Here is a 13,954-nt window from a genome sequence, read left to right on the forward strand (position 1 = left end):
AACATGGAAGATAATCAACACATTTATGCTGTTGCTCATGAATCGGATACGGTGAAAGCACAGTTTTACAAAAGAACCTACGGTAATTTAGCCTTAGGTGTATTTGCCTTTATGGTATTTGAAACAGTTTTATTGAATACGCCCTTTGTGGTGAATGGAATGTTTCAATTGTTGGGGATGGGTAAATTCTCTTGGTTAATCATTTTAGGCGCTTTTATGGGAATTACTTGGTTTGCGCAAAACCTAACTTATAAAACAGCAAATAGACCACAACAATATGCTGGTTTTATGCTTTATGTCTTAGCAGAAGCATTTTTGTTTGTACCTATTTTAGTCGTAGCCTTAAGTATGACAGGAGATTCTTCCTTAATTGTACAAGCGGGAGTATTGACCTTAGCGCTATTCTTAGGATTAACAGGGGTAGTCTTTGGATCCAATGCTAATTTCTCTTTTCTGCGTTCCATCTTAACACTTGGATTTTTCCTAGCTTTAGGAACGATTGTAGCAGGGATGTTGTTTGGTTTTGATTTAGGCTTGTGGTTCTCCTTAGCTATGGTTGGGCTTGCATCTGGATCAATCCTATACTCGACTTGGCAAATTAAGAATGAATTCGCAGCAGATCAATATGTGCCAGCCGCGTTAAGCTTGTTTGCATCGTTAATGTTGTTGTTCTGGTATATCCTAAGAATTCTAATGAACAGAAGTAATTAATCCCAATACGATAAATACTAAAGCCATACCAATCGTATGGCTTTTTTTATAGCATAAAAGTATGATTGAGTTTTTCTTTGGAGCCTATCGGGAGACGAGTTGGCTGAACATTGGCTTAGAAGGTATCGTCTTTATTTTCGGTATCCTGAGTGTTTGGTATGCGGGCAAAGAAAACATACTCGTGTATCCTACGGGTTTAATAGCAACGGTAATTACGGTCTATTTGCTCTATTTAGCCGGTTATTTAGGCGATATGATTCTCAATGGATATTATTCTTGTATGAGTATCTATGGTTGGTATAATTGGTCTAGAATAAAGGGAGGAGATCAAGTAGTGCGCATCAGTCGAACCAATACGAAAGAAAAGGGAAGGGGGATACTTGTTTTCTTGTTTACCATTGCTATTGTGTATGCCGTGTATCGTTTGACGGATACGCCAATCGCACCCGAAAATTATGTTGATATTTTTACTTCAGGGGTTTTCTTTTTAGGAATGTACTATATGGCATTGAAGAAAATTGAAAATTGGACCCTGTGGCTTATTGGAAATATAATATCCGTTCCGCTTTATGCGTATCGTGGATTGGGGATTTTAGCGCTTCAATTTATTATTTTTACTGTTTTAGTGATTCAGGCTTATGTGGCTTGGTACAAAATTTTAGATAAACAAAAACATGAATAAACAAGAATTAATACGAGAGTTAAATTTTAAAGCCGTTCGAAGTGGAGGTGCCGGAGGACAACATGTCAATAAAGTGTCTTCTAAAGTGGTGTTGTTTTGGCCACTCGCAGATTCAACGGTGTTTAATGAGGAGGAGAAAAGTAGGTTAGCAAGAAAATTGAGTAATTATATCTCAAAAGAGGGGCTCTTAATTTTAAGTGCAGAAGATACGAGAAGCCAAGTAAAAAACAAGGAACTGGTCATCCAAAAATTAGTAGCTTTATTGAAGACTGCATTGGTGCAGCAAAAAATCCGTAAAGAAACGAAGGTGCCTAAAAGTGTTATACGAAAAAATAAAGAGAATAAAAAGAAAATATCGTTGAAAAAAGAGTTGCGAAAACGCATCTTTTAATCCTTTGGAAGGATACGCTTGGATGCCAGTGAAAATAAAAAAGATAGAGTTAAACGTTTATTTTTATTCTAAATAATACTGCCTATATTTGCAGTTCAAATCTCAAAGGGGTGCCGAACAGGCTGAGATCATACCCGTAGAACCTGGGCAGGTAATGCTGCCAAGGGAATATATAAAGCAAGTACTACCTTGCATGGGAACGTGTAATTATTAATCAAACAATAATTGCCCCTTTTATTTGTGAAAGTATTTTTACGAATGAAAAAACTAACTGTAAAATCACTATTTATTTTTGGCTTAGGCCTTAGTGTAACGTTGCCTACTCAGGCACAAGATAAGGTTGTGCAAGATTCTATTCAAAAAACCGCCTTAAATGAAATTATTCTGTCTGCCGTTCGCGTGGATGGAAAATCACCGATTGCCTATGAAAACCTGTCCAAAACGGCATTGGCTAAACGAAATCTAGGACAAGATATTCCCGTCTTAATGTCGCAAATGACATCCGTAGTAACAACAACGGATGCTGGAAATGGAATTGGATATGCGAGTTTCCGTGTACGTGGTTCTGATGGAACACGGGTAAATGTTACCTTAAACGGAATTCCATACAATGACGGAGAATCTCAAGGTTCGTTTTGGGTAAATATGCCCGATTTTGGCTCTTCTGTTCAAAATTTGCAACTACAACGCGGTGTAGGTACGTCAACCAATGGATCGGCTGCATTTGGTGCGAGTCTAAATTTAAAGACCGATGACTATGCACAAGAAGCCAATGGTGAAATAGCCAATTCATTCGGAAGCTATAATACGCGTAAATCAACGGTTAAATTTAGTACAGGATTAATCAATGATAAATTTGAGATCGCTGGGCGTCTTTCGGATATTCATTCGGATGGTTATATTGATCGCGCCTCTTCTGATTTGAGATCTTATTTCTTGCAAGGGGTATATGTGGGCAATACTTCGTTGATTAAAGCCTTGGTATTCGGTGGAAAACAAAAGACATATCAAGCGTGGAATGGCGTATCTCAAGAGGAAATAGACGAGTTTGGTAGACGTTACAATCCTTCTGGAAAATATAAAGACGACGAAGGTAATACGCAATTCTACAACAATGAAACCGACAATTACAAACAAGATCACTATCAATTGCATTGGAGTGAGCGCTGGTCTGATTTGTGGAGTTCTAACGTATCCTTACATTATACCAAAGGATATGGGTACTACGAAAACTACAAGAAAAAACAAGCCTTGAAAGACTACGGTTTTGATTCTGTTTTCGTTGATGGAAATGAAATTGCTAAATCTGATTTAATTCGTAGAAAAGGGTTAGATAATCATTTTTATGGGATGGTATTTAATGCCAATTACAAAACAGCGGCTTGGAATGTTGTTGTAGGTGGAGGAGCCAATAAATATGAAGGAGATCACTTTGGTTCAGTCTTATGGGCAAAAGAACCAGTTAAATTCGACTATAAACAAGAGTATTATCGCGATCATGCCGTCAAAACAGATTTGAACTTTTTTGGTAAAGCAACTTGGCAATTTACAGCTCAATGGAGCTTGTTTGGTGATCTACAATACAGACGCGTAACCTATGAAGCCAACGGAGAAGAAACGGGTTTAGTAAACGAAAAATTTAATTTCTTTAATCCAAAGGCGGGAATTACCTTCCAAGCGAATGAAGAAAATCAGTTCTATTTCTCCTATGCTAGAGCTAATAAAGAACCGAATCGTACGGATTATAAAGAACGTCAGCTTGATCAACTGCCGAAAGCAGAAAAATTAGACGATTTTGAATTGGGCTGGAGATTGCAGACAGAGCGTACGGCTTTGAATGTGAATGCGTTCTATATGAAGTATAAAGATCAATTGGTGTTAACAGGACAATTGAATGATGTGGGAGCATCGGTACGTGAAAATATCAAAGACAGTTATCGTTTAGGAATTGAAATTGATGCCCAAGTAAAAGTGTTGGAAAAATGGTACTGGAACCCAAGTATAACAGTAAGTACCAATAAAAACAAAAACTTATCCTATTTATGGGAAGGAGAAATGCAGTATTTTGGAACCAAGTCCATCGCATTCTCTCCTGATTTCATTGCCTCCAATGCAATAACGTATACTCCAGTGGATGGAATGAGTGTTTCCTTACTCACGAAATTTGTAGGAGAGCAGTATATGTCAAATATCGAAGCAAAAAATTCGAAACTCGATTCTTATTTTGTCAATGACTTGAGCTTGAACTATGAGTTTCCTGTGAAAAAATGGTTTAGAAGCATTGGTGTATCCGTTTTAGCCAATAACCTCTTTGATGTAAAATATGTGTCGAATGGATATTATTGGTCGGATTTTGATGGTACACAAGCCATTGATGGAGCAGGATACTATCCTCAAGCTACGTTCAATATTTTGGCAGGTGTAACGCTGAAGTTTTAAAATAAAAAAGGATGGTCAACTAGATCATCCTTTTTTTGTTGCTTTAGTAATTAATACTTAACGTAGTGCCTTTTTGAATAACGTTATAGAATTGGAGTCGATATTGTGCTCCGGGGGTTTGAGAAGTCCCTGTAAGTAGACTGTACTCTAGTGGCGTCGGATGTTGCTCACAAGTACAGGTGAGGAATATATCCCCGGGTTTATTCAATTTCATTCGTGAGCAATTGCGGTCTACGGGATGGTTTGGACAAGCAATATCATAGGCTAGATAATAAGGCCCTGCATTGAAGATGATTACCCCTAAAACACCTTGATTTTCGATGATAACCGAGTTATTCGGGAATTTTAATTTATCGTAGGCTGGTAGATTAAGATCAATAAAAATAGAAACGGGATTATTCGGTAAATATGGATTGCTGTATCGCACGCTATCTTTGGAGCAACTGAAGCTAATTAATAGCATCAGAAGCAAGAATAAAATTTTTTTCATCGCATAAAATATTTGTAAAACAAATTTAATTAATTAACTTTGACAAGTAGACAATACAGAATTAGATAATTTATTTAAATAAATATTAAAATATTTTTACGCACCAGAAAATCCCGTTTCATGGGATTTTTTCTATTTATATAAACCAGTTAATTATGAGTAAAATTTCGTATTACACTGCTGAGGGGCTGAAAAAGCTAAAGGATGAATTAGAGCAGTTAAAAAGTGTAGAGCGTCCAAAAGCATCACAAGCAATTGCAGATGCAAGAGACAAAGGGGATTTATCGGAGAATGCGGAGTATGATGCTGCAAAAGAAGCACAGGGGTTACTGGAACTGAAAATTGCGAAAATGGAAGAAGTAGTAGCCAGTGCTAGAATTATTGACGAGTCTCAATTAGACGAATCAAAAGCCTTGGTACTTTCAACAGTTAAAATTAAAAACCAATCTAATGGTATGGTTTTAACGTATACCTTAGTAGCAGAAAGTGAAGCAGATCTAAAAGCAGGAAAAATTTCTGTAACTTCTCCTATTGGGAAGGGATTATTAGGGAAATCTGTGGGTGAAATTGCAGAGATTAAAGTACCTAATGGACAAATGAATTTTGAGATTCTTGAAATTTCAAGAGATTAATTTTAAAACACCGTACGTATGAGTTCAATTTTCACTAAAATAATCAAGGGAGAGCTTCCAGCATACAAAATCGCTGAAAACAATCAGTTCTTAGCTTTTTTAGATATTAATCCCAATGCTAAAGGACATACCCTGTGTATTCCAAAGCAAGAGATTAATAAAATCTTTGACATGGAAGAAGAACACTATGTAGAATTGATGAAATTCTCAAGAAAAATTGCGAAAGCCTTGGAACAAGCAGTTCCTTGTCAACGCATTGGAATGTCTGTCGTAGGATTAGAAGTGCCGCATGTACACGTGCATTTAATTCCGCTACAAACCATGGAGGATATTCGCTTTAGTAAAAAAGAAAGCTTAAGCCCTGCGGAGTTTGAAGAAATCGTAAAAAAAGTACAACAATACGTATAATTCTCACCAAAGAGAATCGAAAAAACACAAAGCAGTACGACATCCGTGTGGTACTGCTTTTTTATTGGATTGATCGCTGTTTTTAGACTGTTTTGTACGTAATCACAAAGGTCGTTCCTTTGCCTAGTTCGGAGTGATGGACCCTGATTTTTCCATCTTGATACTCTTCTACAATTCTCCGTGATAGGGATAATCCCAAACCCCAGCCTCGTTTTTTTGATGTATAACCTGGTTCAAATATCTTTTCAAATTTCTTCTTCGGAATCCCACTTCCTGTATCCGTGAGGAAAAGCTGAACAAACGGACCCATTTCAGAAATAACAAGTTCGATTTGACCTTTGCCTTTTGTCGCATCAATTGCATTTTTAATTAGATTTTCAATCGTCCAGCTGTGTAATTCTGGATTGAGTAAAACGTTGATTTCACAGTCAGGAGCTATAAAATTAAAGGTAATTTGCTTGGAGGAACGCTGTTGAAAATACGCATAGGTTTTGTACGTTTCAGCGATGATATCTATTGGAGTTAGCTGTGGTTTTGAACCAATCTTAGAAAAACGATCGGCAATGGTTTGTAAGCGCTTCACATCCTTTTCGATTTCTTCGACAATAACAGGATTGACCTCTTCTAACTTCATAAGCTCAATCCATCCCAATAAAGAAGATAAGGGAGTTCCGATTTGATGCGCCGTTTCTTTAGCCATCCCCGTCCACAAGCGATTCTGTGCAGCAATTTTATTACTGCGATAGAAAATGATAATTAACACCGTGAAAAAAACAAAGATTAGAATTAATGCTAGCGGATAGTACTTGAGTTTTAAGAGTAAAGAAGAATTACCATAGTACAAGTATTGCTTTTGCTTGCCCACTTCCACTTCGATTGGCGCATTTTCATGTTTGAGCTTGCGCAAAAAGTTTGTAGCTTCTTTTTCATTTTGTTGAACTTTCAAGGGCACATTCACCATAGCCAAAATACTGTCTCGATCATTAGTTTGTATGATGGGAATCGTCGTATTATTGGTTAGGATTAACAAGGGAAGTTCCAAATTGGTGTCTTGAGGATTCGCATCATTGAGGGTATTGGATGCCGTAGACCAAATTTCCATTTTAATGCGCTCCTCTTCTTTATACGTCTGAAAAAAAGAATACGTATTCCAAAGAATAAGCAACAAAACCACAAAGGCAGTAGCGATGAGGATCCAACGGATAAGTTCTCTTTCTATTTTCAAGATGACTATTAATTTAGAGATTTAAAGGTAATTAAAAAAAGGGATACTCTTTCGGTCCTGTGAGCTTTTTAGCTTGAATGATAGTGACGTGGCGCTGAACGCAAACGCAAAAAAAGTTTTTTAGTAGAATGAATCCTTGTTTAAGTTGAAAAATCCTACTTTGTTTATCTCGTTATGTTGTAATTTTTTAAATAACAGGAAAGTAAAAAGAAAAAATATCCTTTAAATTTTCGGTTTGTTTCTTGTGTTTTTTTGTGGTTCAATCTGCTTTTCTTACCTTTACTCCTCTACCTAAAAAGAAAAAATAAAATGAAAACAATAAACCCAAAAGATATTTCAACTGTTGAATTGCAAGGTTTTTTACAAGGATCTGTAGGGCCAAGACCTATTGCTTTAGCTAGTACAGTTGATGCTGATGGAAAACCCAATTTATCCCCTTTTAGTTTTTTTAACCTATTTAGTGCAAATCCACCGATCTTAGTTTTTTCACCTTCTAGAAGAGTACGTGATAATACGTGTAAGCATACGTTGTTCAATGTTCAAGCAACCATGCAAGTGGTGATTAACGTAGTGAATTACGATATGGTACAACAAACTTCATTATCAAGTACGGAATATAAAGATGGGGTGAATGAGTTCATCAAAGCTGGTTTTACGATGATCGAATCGGAAGAAGTTCGACCATTCCGCGTGAAAGAAAGTCCCGTTCAGTTTGAGTGTATTGTCCAAGAAGTAATTGGCTTAGGAATGGAAGGCGGAGCAGGGAATTTAGTGATCTGCGAAGTAGTGAAAATGCATATTGATGAGGCCATTCTCAATGAAAAAGGAGGGATCGATCAACATAAAATTGACCTTGTTTCTCGTATGGGAGGCAACTGGTATAGCCGTGCCAATCAAGGGATGTTTGAGGTAGAAAAACCATTGACAACCTTGGGGTTAGGTGTGGATATTATCCCGCAAGAAGCAATTGATAGTTTGGTGTTTTCAGGTAATGATTTAGGAATCTTAGGAAACGTAGAACACTTGCCTACAACCGAAGAAATTCAAGCTTTTTTATCTACGAATGTGGAAGCAAAAGCAATTGTTGAATCGGGAGATCTTGAAAAGAAATTTAAGCAAGCGAAAAAGTATTTAGAGGAAAATAATGTACCTTTGGCTTGGAATATGATATTAGCAAAGTAACAATCAGGAAAAAAAAGATATAATGGAAGTAATAGGAAGAATTAAGGTGATTGGGCAGCCACAAGATATTAGCTCAAGCTTTAGAAAAAGAGAACTTGTGGTTACTACGGAAGAACAATATCCACAAGATATTTTAATTGAGTTTACACAAGATCGAGTAAATTTATTGGATAGCTTTCAAATTGGAGAGCCAGTAAAAGTATCGATTAACTTAAGAGGAAGAGAGTGGACGTCTCCACAAGGTGAAGTACGTTATTTCAATACGATTCAAGGTTGGAGAATTGAGCGTAACATGCCTGCACAAGGAATGGGACAACCAATGCAAAATCAATACATGCAACAACCGAATATGGGACAACCTGCACAACAAGCAGGAGGATTCAACCAAAATTACCAAGGGAATCAAGGAACTCCAAATCAGTTTGCACAACAAGCGCCACAAGCGCCTCAAACACAACAGTTCCCTCCAGCACCGTCATTCACGGAGGAGGATCACGATGATTTACCATTCTAATTGATACAAATCCCCAATCTTAAGGTTGGGGATTTTTTTTCTTTATGATAGCGATTTTAGACCCTAAATATCCTGGTTTTCCGCCAGTAGAAACAACACATGAATCTGGAATTTTAGCCATCGGCGGTGCACTCACAGCTGATTGGTTGCTTTTGGCTTACCAACACGGAGTTTTTCCCTGGTTTGAAGAGGGTGAACCCATTACTTGGTGGGCGCCGAATCCGAGAATGGTCGTTGTTCCACAGCATTTTAAACCTTCCAAGAGTATGCGGAATATCCTCAATAGAGGCATTTTTAACGTGACGTATAATACGTGCTTTAAACAGGTGATTACCCATTGTCAAACAGTAAAAAGAGAAGGACAAAATGGAACCTGGATTACAGATGAGATGTTGGAGGCCTATTGTACCTTGCATCAAATGGGGTATGCTCAATCCGTTGAAGTATGGCAAGACGGTCAATTGGTTGGTGGATTATATGGGGTAGATGTCGGCAGCGGTGTGTTTTGCGGGGAAAGTATGTTCTCTTTGGTATCTAATGCTAGTAAAATAGCTTTTCATCGTTTGATTGAAAAACTTGCAAAAGAAAATTATCGATTATTAGATTGTCAAGTGTATAATCCTCATTTAGCCTTACTCGGGGCAATTGAAATTCCTCGCGAAGCTTATATGGAATACCTAAACATATAGAATCATTCAAGCGCTAAAAGTTTACCGCTTGAATGTTCCAATGTAAAGTGTCAATCAGTAACAACTGATTGTGTAAGGGGTGAAGATCTAAAATTACTTTGATGGTTTCTTGAGCCATCATCGTGCCAATAATACCAGGAAAAGTACCCAATACCCCATGTAAACTACAATTGGGTACGTCTTTGGGATTTGGAGGTTCTGGGAAAATTGCCCGTAAATGTTTCGATCCTTTGTGATTAAATACAGCTAGTTGTCCTTGAAAACCTAAAATAGTCCCATAAATCAGTGTTTTGTTCAATTTCACACATATATCATTGACAAGATAACGCGTTTCAAAATTGTCAGTTCCATCTACGATATAGTTAAAAGAAGAAAATATAGCTTCACTGTTGGTCGCAGTTAATCGCTCTTGGTAGGGATAAAAAACAAGATGAGGATTGAGCTGTTGGATGCGTTTGGCCGCACAAGCTACCTTGTATTGTCCAATATCGCTTTCGGTAAAGAGAATTTGACGGTGTAAATTGTGTACTTCTACGCGATCAAAGTCAATAACACCCAAATGCCCAATACCCGAGGCAGCTAAATACGTCAAAATGGGTGAACCTAACCCACCTGCTCCAATAACGAGTACCTTGGCTTCTTTTAGTTTAAGTTGTCCTGTTGTGCCAACTTCTGCTAAACTCATCGGGCGACTGTAGCGCAAAAAATCGTGTATTTCTAACATGGTTTATTCTTTTCGTGAAAAATGAGCGTAACTGTGATTCCAATCCGTCCAAACCGCTTCGTAGCCTTTGGAGCGAATCAGAGCTGCTATAACTTCGGTGGAGCGATTGTCGCAAATATCAAATTGGGCTAGAGAACCTTGGTCTACGCTATATCCGCCTGGGTTGGTTTTGGAACCCGCACTCATAGCAGTAACCCCTAGTCCAATGACGTTATTTCGAAAGTGCTCGCTCTCTCGCGTGGAAATCGATAACTCAATATCTTCATTCCAAAGGCGATAGGCAAACATCAGTTGCAATAAATCTATATCCTCCATGATGAAGTTGGGTTCAACATTTCCCTCAGCAGGACGAAGCCGAGGAAAGGAAATAGAGTACTTGGTTTGCCAATATTTCTTTTGAAGGTAATCGAGGTGTAAAGCGGTAAAAAAACTATCCACACGCCAATCTTCAAGTCCCAATAAAACACCCAATCCAATTTTGTGTATGCCTGCCTGTCCAATGCGATCGGGGGTTTCTAGGCGGTAGCGAAAATTCGATTTCTTTCCCTTGGGATGATAGTGTTTATATACAGCCTCGTGATAGGTTTCTTGATACACCAAAACCGCATATACCCCTAGTTGAGCCAATACTTCATATTCGTCTTGCTCCAAAGGTTGTACCTCAATAGAAAGCATCGAAAACTGTTGGCGGATTTGTTGAATCGCGCGTTCAAAATACGCTAGGTTCACCGTGTGATTGGCTTCTCCAGTGACCAACAAAATGTGATCATAGCCTTGCTGTTTGAGCAGGTGGATTTCTTGTTCTATTTCACTAGGTGTTAAGGTTTTTCGTTTGATTTTATTGTCTAAACTAAATCCACAATAGGTACAAATATTGTGACACTCATTGCTTAAATACATGGGGGCATACAGCTGAATGGTTTTGCCAAAGCGCTTATGCGTTAATTCCTGACTCATTTGTGCCATTTGCTCCAAAAAAGGACGAGCGGCGGGCGAAATGAGATGCATAAAATCAACTAAATCTTTCTTGGGACGATATAAACTTTGTTTCACTTCTGCTGTAGTAGTGGATTCAATTTGTTGTTTGATGCTGTCCCAGGAATAGGATTGATATAAGTCGTAAAAAGTCATTGGTTATTGGTATAAAAAAGAGGTAAGTGGACTAGAAGCTTGGGCATGGGGTTGAATCAAACCTAATTTTGATTCATAGGCCATTCTTCCTGCTTGAACGGCTAGTTTAAAGGCCTCAGCCATTTGTATAGGGTTTCCAGCTACGGCAATAGCGGTATTGACTAAAACGGCATCCGCTCCAAGTTCCATAGCTTTTGCAGCATCAGAAGGAGCACCAATACCCGCATCTACAATAACGGGAACACGACTATTTTCAATGATAATTTCTAAAAAATCTAACGTTTTTAATCCTTTATTGGTCCCGATTGGCGAACCTAAAGGCATGACAGCAGTAGTGCCAACTTCTTCTAATCGTTTGCACAAGACAGGGTCTGCATGGATATAAGGCAAGACGTAAAAACCTTGTTTGGCTAGTTCTGCTGTTGCTACCAACGTTTCAATGGGATCAGGCAATAAATATTTAGGATCAGGGTGAATTTCGACTTTAATCCAATTGGTTTCTAAGGCTTCACGAGCCAATTGAGCAGCAAGAATAGCTTCTTTTGCATTTCTAGCTCCAGAGGTATTGGGTAGTAAAGCCAAATGCGGATGTCTCAAATGAGTCAACATGGCAGGGGTTTCTTGTAGTAAATCCAAGCGCTTTAACGCAACAGTAATAAATTCGGATCCACTGGCTAAGGTAGCGGCTTCCATTAAGGTATTGGAGCCGTATTTACCACTGCCTACGAATAATCGAGATTGAAAGGTTTTATCACCAAGTTGTAGAGGTTTCATAGATAATAGGTTTGGAGTTGTTGTATTATTTGATGAGGGTCTGGGGCTTGATGAAGTAAATTCGATACTGCAATACCCGATAGGCCTAGTTGCTGGAGTATGGGAACATCTTCCAACGTTATGCCACCAATGGCTATAAGAGGTGTTCGCCTCTCTTTCGGGGTTAATGCGGTGAGGAGTTGTTGATATCCCTCAAACCCCAATAAGGAACTTAGTTTTTTTTTGGTTGGTGTATAGCGCAACGGTCCGAGTCCAATATAATCACAAGATTCAACGATGCGTTGTTGGACGTCCTGTAAAGTGTTGGCTGTTCCTCCTATAATCTGATGAGGAAGCATTCGCCTAGCTTGTGTAACGGACAAATCTTGCAACCCAAGATGAACGCCATCGGCTTCAATAGCCAAAGCTAAGTCAACATCATCGTTGATGATTAACGTGGCCTTATAAGGAATACATAATTTTTTAACCTGTTCTGCGGTTTTCCAACGAATAGAGGAGAGCGTATCTTTAAATCGAAATTGAATCCATTGTTGCCCTGCATCTAAAACAGATTCGATGTGATACAATTGCTCTTGAGGGGTATCGCCCTGACTGATGTATTGAATAGGATTAAACATGATAGGCAAGTAAAGATGAATTAGAAGAAAGAATGTGCTCCACGTATTTTTTCGCTTTGCGTACCGCTTGAAACAAGGGATACTCTAAGGCGATATAACTCCCAATCGCAGCGGATAAGATACAACCGGTACCATGTTTGGTAGAAGAGAAAACTTGTTGCGGATAAAACGTATGAATTTCTTCTGCAGTAAACAGTTGGTCCATTGCTTTGGTTTTGGGGTGATGACCTCCTTTGAGCAAAACAGCACAAACCCCACGAAGAGACTCCGCCTTTTCTATAGGAGTAGCACGGGTAGTAATTAATCGATCTATCTCCATATAATTGGGTGTGACGAGGTCAATTTGGTTGAGAATGCTCAGCAGGGTTGGCTGGTCTATATGTGCTGTAAAATCAAACTGTGTACTAGAACGCAAAACGGGATCCCAAACGATAAACGCTTGGGGAGTATAGCGTTTTATCACATCGATGTAGTGTAATAGTTCAATTCCAGATGCTACAATGCCAACTTTAATAACTTGTGGTTGATAGCGTTGAAGGATGTTTTCCAGCTGATGAAGGATATAGTCTCGTTTTTCCCATCGAATGTCAATAAAGGAGTCTTCAGTTTGTATTGTATTGGCTGTGAGAACCCCAATCCCATATACCTGGTGGTTTTCAAAGGTTTTCATATCGGCTATAATACCTGCTCCTCCAGAGGGGTCAAAACCCGCTAGGGAAAGAATAAATGGTCTTGGTTGTGGCATAAATCAAAAATTTTTAAAGGTTCTTGGGCTTGCCAAATGGCGCCTAGTACAGCAAAATCGTCAAAGCCTTGGGCTTGGATGATCGGAATATACTCCGGTGTAATTCCTCCGAGTGCCACCGTTTGAATCCAAGGGAATTCCCACGCTTGTAAAATTGACGTCCAATCAATAGTCGGATGATAACCGCGCTTTGAGATACTCGTAAAAACAGGACTGAGAAATGCGCGTCGATGCCTTGTTGATAACTGTTTACTTTCGGTAGAGTTATGAACACTTGTTGACAAATAGGGCAGTTCTGACATGTAGTTATTAACAAGTGAACAATTTTCTGTTGATAAGTGGGCGTATTGAGCCTTTATGCTGTTGATAAGTCGACTATATTGTTTAAAAACTTTCAAACAATTGTTGATAACTGGAGTTGGAATGTGAATAACCAAGCGATCTTGATGTTGATAACTAATCTTTTCCACCCAATGTTCCAGCTGTTCAAATGTCCAATAAGGCTTTCGAATATGCAAAAGAGGCAAGCCTCTAGCCAACATTTCATTGGCGAGGCTTAGTTCTTTTGGGTGATTATATTCAGGAGTAATCACAACCATT

Annotated in this window: 17 protein-coding genes and 1 riboswitch; of the genes, 9 read left to right on the forward strand and 8 right to left on the reverse strand. The window is 38.6% G+C overall.

The features are described from left to right. The first annotated feature begins 3 nt into the window (after window positions 1-3). The 4 genes from ACLJX0_RS13240 (at window position 4) to ACLJX0_RS13255 (ending at window position 4,223) form a co-directional block, all read left to right on the forward strand. Window positions 4-711 (forward strand): Bax inhibitor-1 family protein, encoded by a 708-nt coding sequence (locus ACLJX0_RS13240; protein WP_410881053.1) that lies wholly within the window; start codon window positions 4-6, stop codon window positions 709-711. Window positions 712-772: 61 nt separating this feature from the next. Further along, window positions 773-1,393: a nicotinamide riboside transporter PnuC gene (gene pnuC / locus ACLJX0_RS13245; RefSeq protein WP_410881054.1), complete on the forward strand. Its 621-nt coding sequence runs from the start codon at window positions 773-775 to the stop codon at window positions 1,391-1,393. Next, window positions 1,386-1,784, forward strand: coding sequence for an alternative ribosome rescue aminoacyl-tRNA hydrolase ArfB (gene arfB / locus ACLJX0_RS13250; protein WP_410881055.1), 399 nt, complete (start codon window positions 1,386-1,388; stop codon window positions 1,782-1,784). Before pnuC ends, arfB begins: the two co-directional genes overlap by 8 nt. 96 nt (window positions 1,785-1,880) lie before the next feature. After that, a riboswitch (TPP riboswitch) is annotated at window positions 1,881-1,969 on the forward strand. A 73-nt stretch (window positions 1,970-2,042) separates the two neighbouring features. Then, window positions 2,043-4,223, forward strand: a complete 2,181-nt coding sequence (locus ACLJX0_RS13255; RefSeq protein WP_410881056.1) for a TonB-dependent receptor — start codon at window positions 2,043-2,045, stop codon at window positions 4,221-4,223. Window positions 4,224-4,266: 43 nt separating this feature from the next. Here ACLJX0_RS13255 and ACLJX0_RS13260 read toward each other — a convergent pair whose 3' ends face one another. Beyond that, window positions 4,267-4,713 carry a hypothetical protein gene (locus ACLJX0_RS13260; protein ID WP_410881057.1) on the reverse strand — a complete coding sequence of 149 codons (447 nt, stop codon included), beginning with the start codon at window positions 4,711-4,713 and terminating at the stop codon, window positions 4,267-4,269. Window positions 4,714-4,868: 155 nt separating this feature from the next. Here ACLJX0_RS13260 and greA point away from each other — a divergent pair, with 155 nt between their 5' ends. Both greA and ACLJX0_RS13270 read left to right on the forward strand, forming a co-directional pair. After that, window positions 4,869-5,345, forward strand: coding sequence for a transcription elongation factor GreA (gene greA / locus ACLJX0_RS13265; protein WP_410881058.1), 477 nt, complete (start codon window positions 4,869-4,871; stop codon window positions 5,343-5,345). Between the two features lie 18 nt (window positions 5,346-5,363). Continuing rightward, complete coding sequence (locus tag ACLJX0_RS13270; RefSeq protein ID WP_410881059.1) at window positions 5,364-5,753, forward strand: HIT family protein; 390 nt, start codon at window positions 5,364-5,366, stop codon at window positions 5,751-5,753. An 82-nt stretch (window positions 5,754-5,835) separates the two neighbouring features. Here the strand turns inward: ACLJX0_RS13270 and ACLJX0_RS13275 are convergent, their stop codons facing one another. Then, window positions 5,836-6,978: a sensor histidine kinase gene (locus tag ACLJX0_RS13275; RefSeq protein ID WP_410881060.1), complete on the reverse strand. Its 1,143-nt coding sequence runs from the start codon at window positions 6,976-6,978 to the stop codon at window positions 5,836-5,838. Window positions 6,979-7,287: 309 nt separating this feature from the next. Between ACLJX0_RS13275 and ACLJX0_RS13280 the strand changes: the two genes are divergently transcribed. Genes ACLJX0_RS13280 through aat form a run of 3 tightly spaced genes read left to right on the forward strand, consistent with a single transcriptional unit; the run spans window position 7,288 to window position 9,363 of the window. Beyond that, entirely contained in the window at window positions 7,288-8,160 is an 873-nt protein-coding gene (locus ACLJX0_RS13280) for a flavin reductase family protein (RefSeq protein ID WP_410881061.1), read from the forward strand. A 22-nt stretch (window positions 8,161-8,182) separates the two neighbouring features. Beyond that, the gene (locus tag ACLJX0_RS13285; protein ID WP_410881062.1) at window positions 8,183-8,674 is read left to right on the forward strand and encodes a DUF3127 domain-containing protein; all 492 of its coding nucleotides are present in this window, start codon (window positions 8,183-8,185) and stop codon (window positions 8,672-8,674) included. Between the two features lie 44 nt (window positions 8,675-8,718). Further along, window positions 8,719-9,363 (forward strand): leucyl/phenylalanyl-tRNA--protein transferase, encoded by a 645-nt coding sequence (gene aat, locus ACLJX0_RS13290; protein WP_410881063.1) that lies wholly within the window; start codon window positions 8,719-8,721, stop codon window positions 9,361-9,363. A 13-nt stretch (window positions 9,364-9,376) separates the two neighbouring features. Here aat and ACLJX0_RS13295 read toward each other — a convergent pair whose 3' ends face one another. From ACLJX0_RS13295 to ACLJX0_RS13320, 6 genes are read right to left on the reverse strand one after another with little or no spacing between them, the layout of a single operon-like run. Then, window positions 9,377-10,087, reverse strand: a complete 711-nt coding sequence (locus ACLJX0_RS13295) for a HesA/MoeB/ThiF family protein (RefSeq protein ID WP_410881064.1) — start codon at window positions 10,085-10,087, stop codon at window positions 9,377-9,379. Between the two features lie 3 nt (window positions 10,088-10,090). Then, the gene (thiH, locus tag ACLJX0_RS13300) at window positions 10,091-11,218 is read right to left on the reverse strand and encodes a 2-iminoacetate synthase ThiH (protein ID WP_410881065.1); all 1,128 of its coding nucleotides are present in this window, start codon (window positions 11,216-11,218) and stop codon (window positions 10,091-10,093) included. Between the two features lie 3 nt (window positions 11,219-11,221). Continuing rightward, entirely contained in the window at window positions 11,222-11,992 is a 771-nt protein-coding gene (locus tag ACLJX0_RS13305; protein ID WP_410881066.1) for a thiazole synthase, read from the reverse strand. Next, window positions 11,989-12,609 carry a thiamine phosphate synthase gene (gene thiE / locus ACLJX0_RS13310; RefSeq protein ID WP_410881067.1) on the reverse strand — a complete coding sequence of 207 codons (621 nt, stop codon included), beginning with the start codon at window positions 12,607-12,609 and terminating at the stop codon, window positions 11,989-11,991. The genes ACLJX0_RS13305 and thiE overlap by 4 nt, the downstream gene beginning before the upstream one ends. After that, window positions 12,602-13,354, reverse strand: a complete 753-nt coding sequence (locus tag ACLJX0_RS13315; RefSeq protein WP_410881068.1) for a hydroxymethylpyrimidine/phosphomethylpyrimidine kinase — start codon at window positions 13,352-13,354, stop codon at window positions 12,602-12,604. Before ACLJX0_RS13315 ends, thiE begins: the two co-directional genes overlap by 8 nt. Next, window positions 13,321-13,953 (reverse strand): thiamine phosphate synthase, encoded by a 633-nt coding sequence (locus ACLJX0_RS13320; protein WP_410881069.1) that lies wholly within the window; start codon window positions 13,951-13,953, stop codon window positions 13,321-13,323. The genes ACLJX0_RS13315 and ACLJX0_RS13320 overlap by 34 nt, the downstream gene beginning before the upstream one ends. Window position 13,954: the final 1 nt, after the last annotated feature.

This window comes from Myroides sp. DW712, from assembly GCF_046557355.1.
Classification (GTDB): Bacteria; Bacteroidota; Bacteroidia; order Flavobacteriales; family Flavobacteriaceae; genus Flavobacterium.

What these genes read in the sequence shown, in the direction of transcription:
- ACLJX0_RS13240 (WP_410881053.1), top strand. Translation starts at nt 4, where the DNA reads ATGGAAGATAATCAACACATTTATGCTGTTGCTCATGAATCGGATACG.
- pnuC (WP_410881054.1), top strand. Translation starts at nt 773, where the DNA reads ATGATTGAGTTTTTCTTTGGAGCCTATCGGGAGACGAGTTGGCTGAAC.
- arfB (WP_410881055.1), top strand. Translation starts at nt 1,386, where the DNA reads ATGAATAAACAAGAATTAATACGAGAGTTAAATTTTAAAGCCGTTCGA.
- ACLJX0_RS13255 (WP_410881056.1), top strand. Translation starts at nt 2,043, where the DNA reads ATGAAAAAACTAACTGTAAAATCACTATTTATTTTTGGCTTAGGCCTT.
- ACLJX0_RS13260 (WP_410881057.1), bottom strand. Translation starts at nt 4,713, where the DNA reads ATGAAAAAAATTTTATTCTTGCTTCTGATGCTATTAATTAGCTTCAGT.
- greA (WP_410881058.1), top strand. Translation starts at nt 4,869, where the DNA reads ATGAGTAAAATTTCGTATTACACTGCTGAGGGGCTGAAAAAGCTAAAG.
- ACLJX0_RS13270 (WP_410881059.1), top strand. Translation starts at nt 5,364, where the DNA reads ATGAGTTCAATTTTCACTAAAATAATCAAGGGAGAGCTTCCAGCATAC.
- ACLJX0_RS13280 (WP_410881061.1), top strand. Translation starts at nt 7,288, where the DNA reads ATGAAAACAATAAACCCAAAAGATATTTCAACTGTTGAATTGCAAGGT.
- ACLJX0_RS13285 (WP_410881062.1), top strand. Translation starts at nt 8,183, where the DNA reads ATGGAAGTAATAGGAAGAATTAAGGTGATTGGGCAGCCACAAGATATT.
- aat (WP_410881063.1), top strand. Translation starts at nt 8,719, where the DNA reads ATGATAGCGATTTTAGACCCTAAATATCCTGGTTTTCCGCCAGTAGAA.
- ACLJX0_RS13295 (WP_410881064.1), bottom strand. Translation starts at nt 10,087, where the DNA reads ATGTTAGAAATACACGATTTTTTGCGCTACAGTCGCCCGATGAGTTTA.
- thiH (WP_410881065.1), bottom strand. Translation starts at nt 11,218, where the DNA reads ATGACTTTTTACGACTTATATCAATCCTATTCCTGGGACAGCATCAAA.
- ACLJX0_RS13305 (WP_410881066.1), bottom strand. Translation starts at nt 11,992, where the DNA reads ATGAAACCTCTACAACTTGGTGATAAAACCTTTCAATCTCGATTATTC.
- thiE (WP_410881067.1), bottom strand. Translation starts at nt 12,609, where the DNA reads ATGTTTAATCCTATTCAATACATCAGTCAGGGCGATACCCCTCAAGAG.
- ACLJX0_RS13315 (WP_410881068.1), bottom strand. Translation starts at nt 13,354, where the DNA reads ATGCCACAACCAAGACCATTTATTCTTTCCCTAGCGGGTTTTGACCCC.
- ACLJX0_RS13320 (WP_410881069.1), bottom strand. Translation starts at nt 13,953, where the DNA reads ATGGTTGTGATTACTCCTGAATATAATCACCCAAAAGAACTAAGCCTC.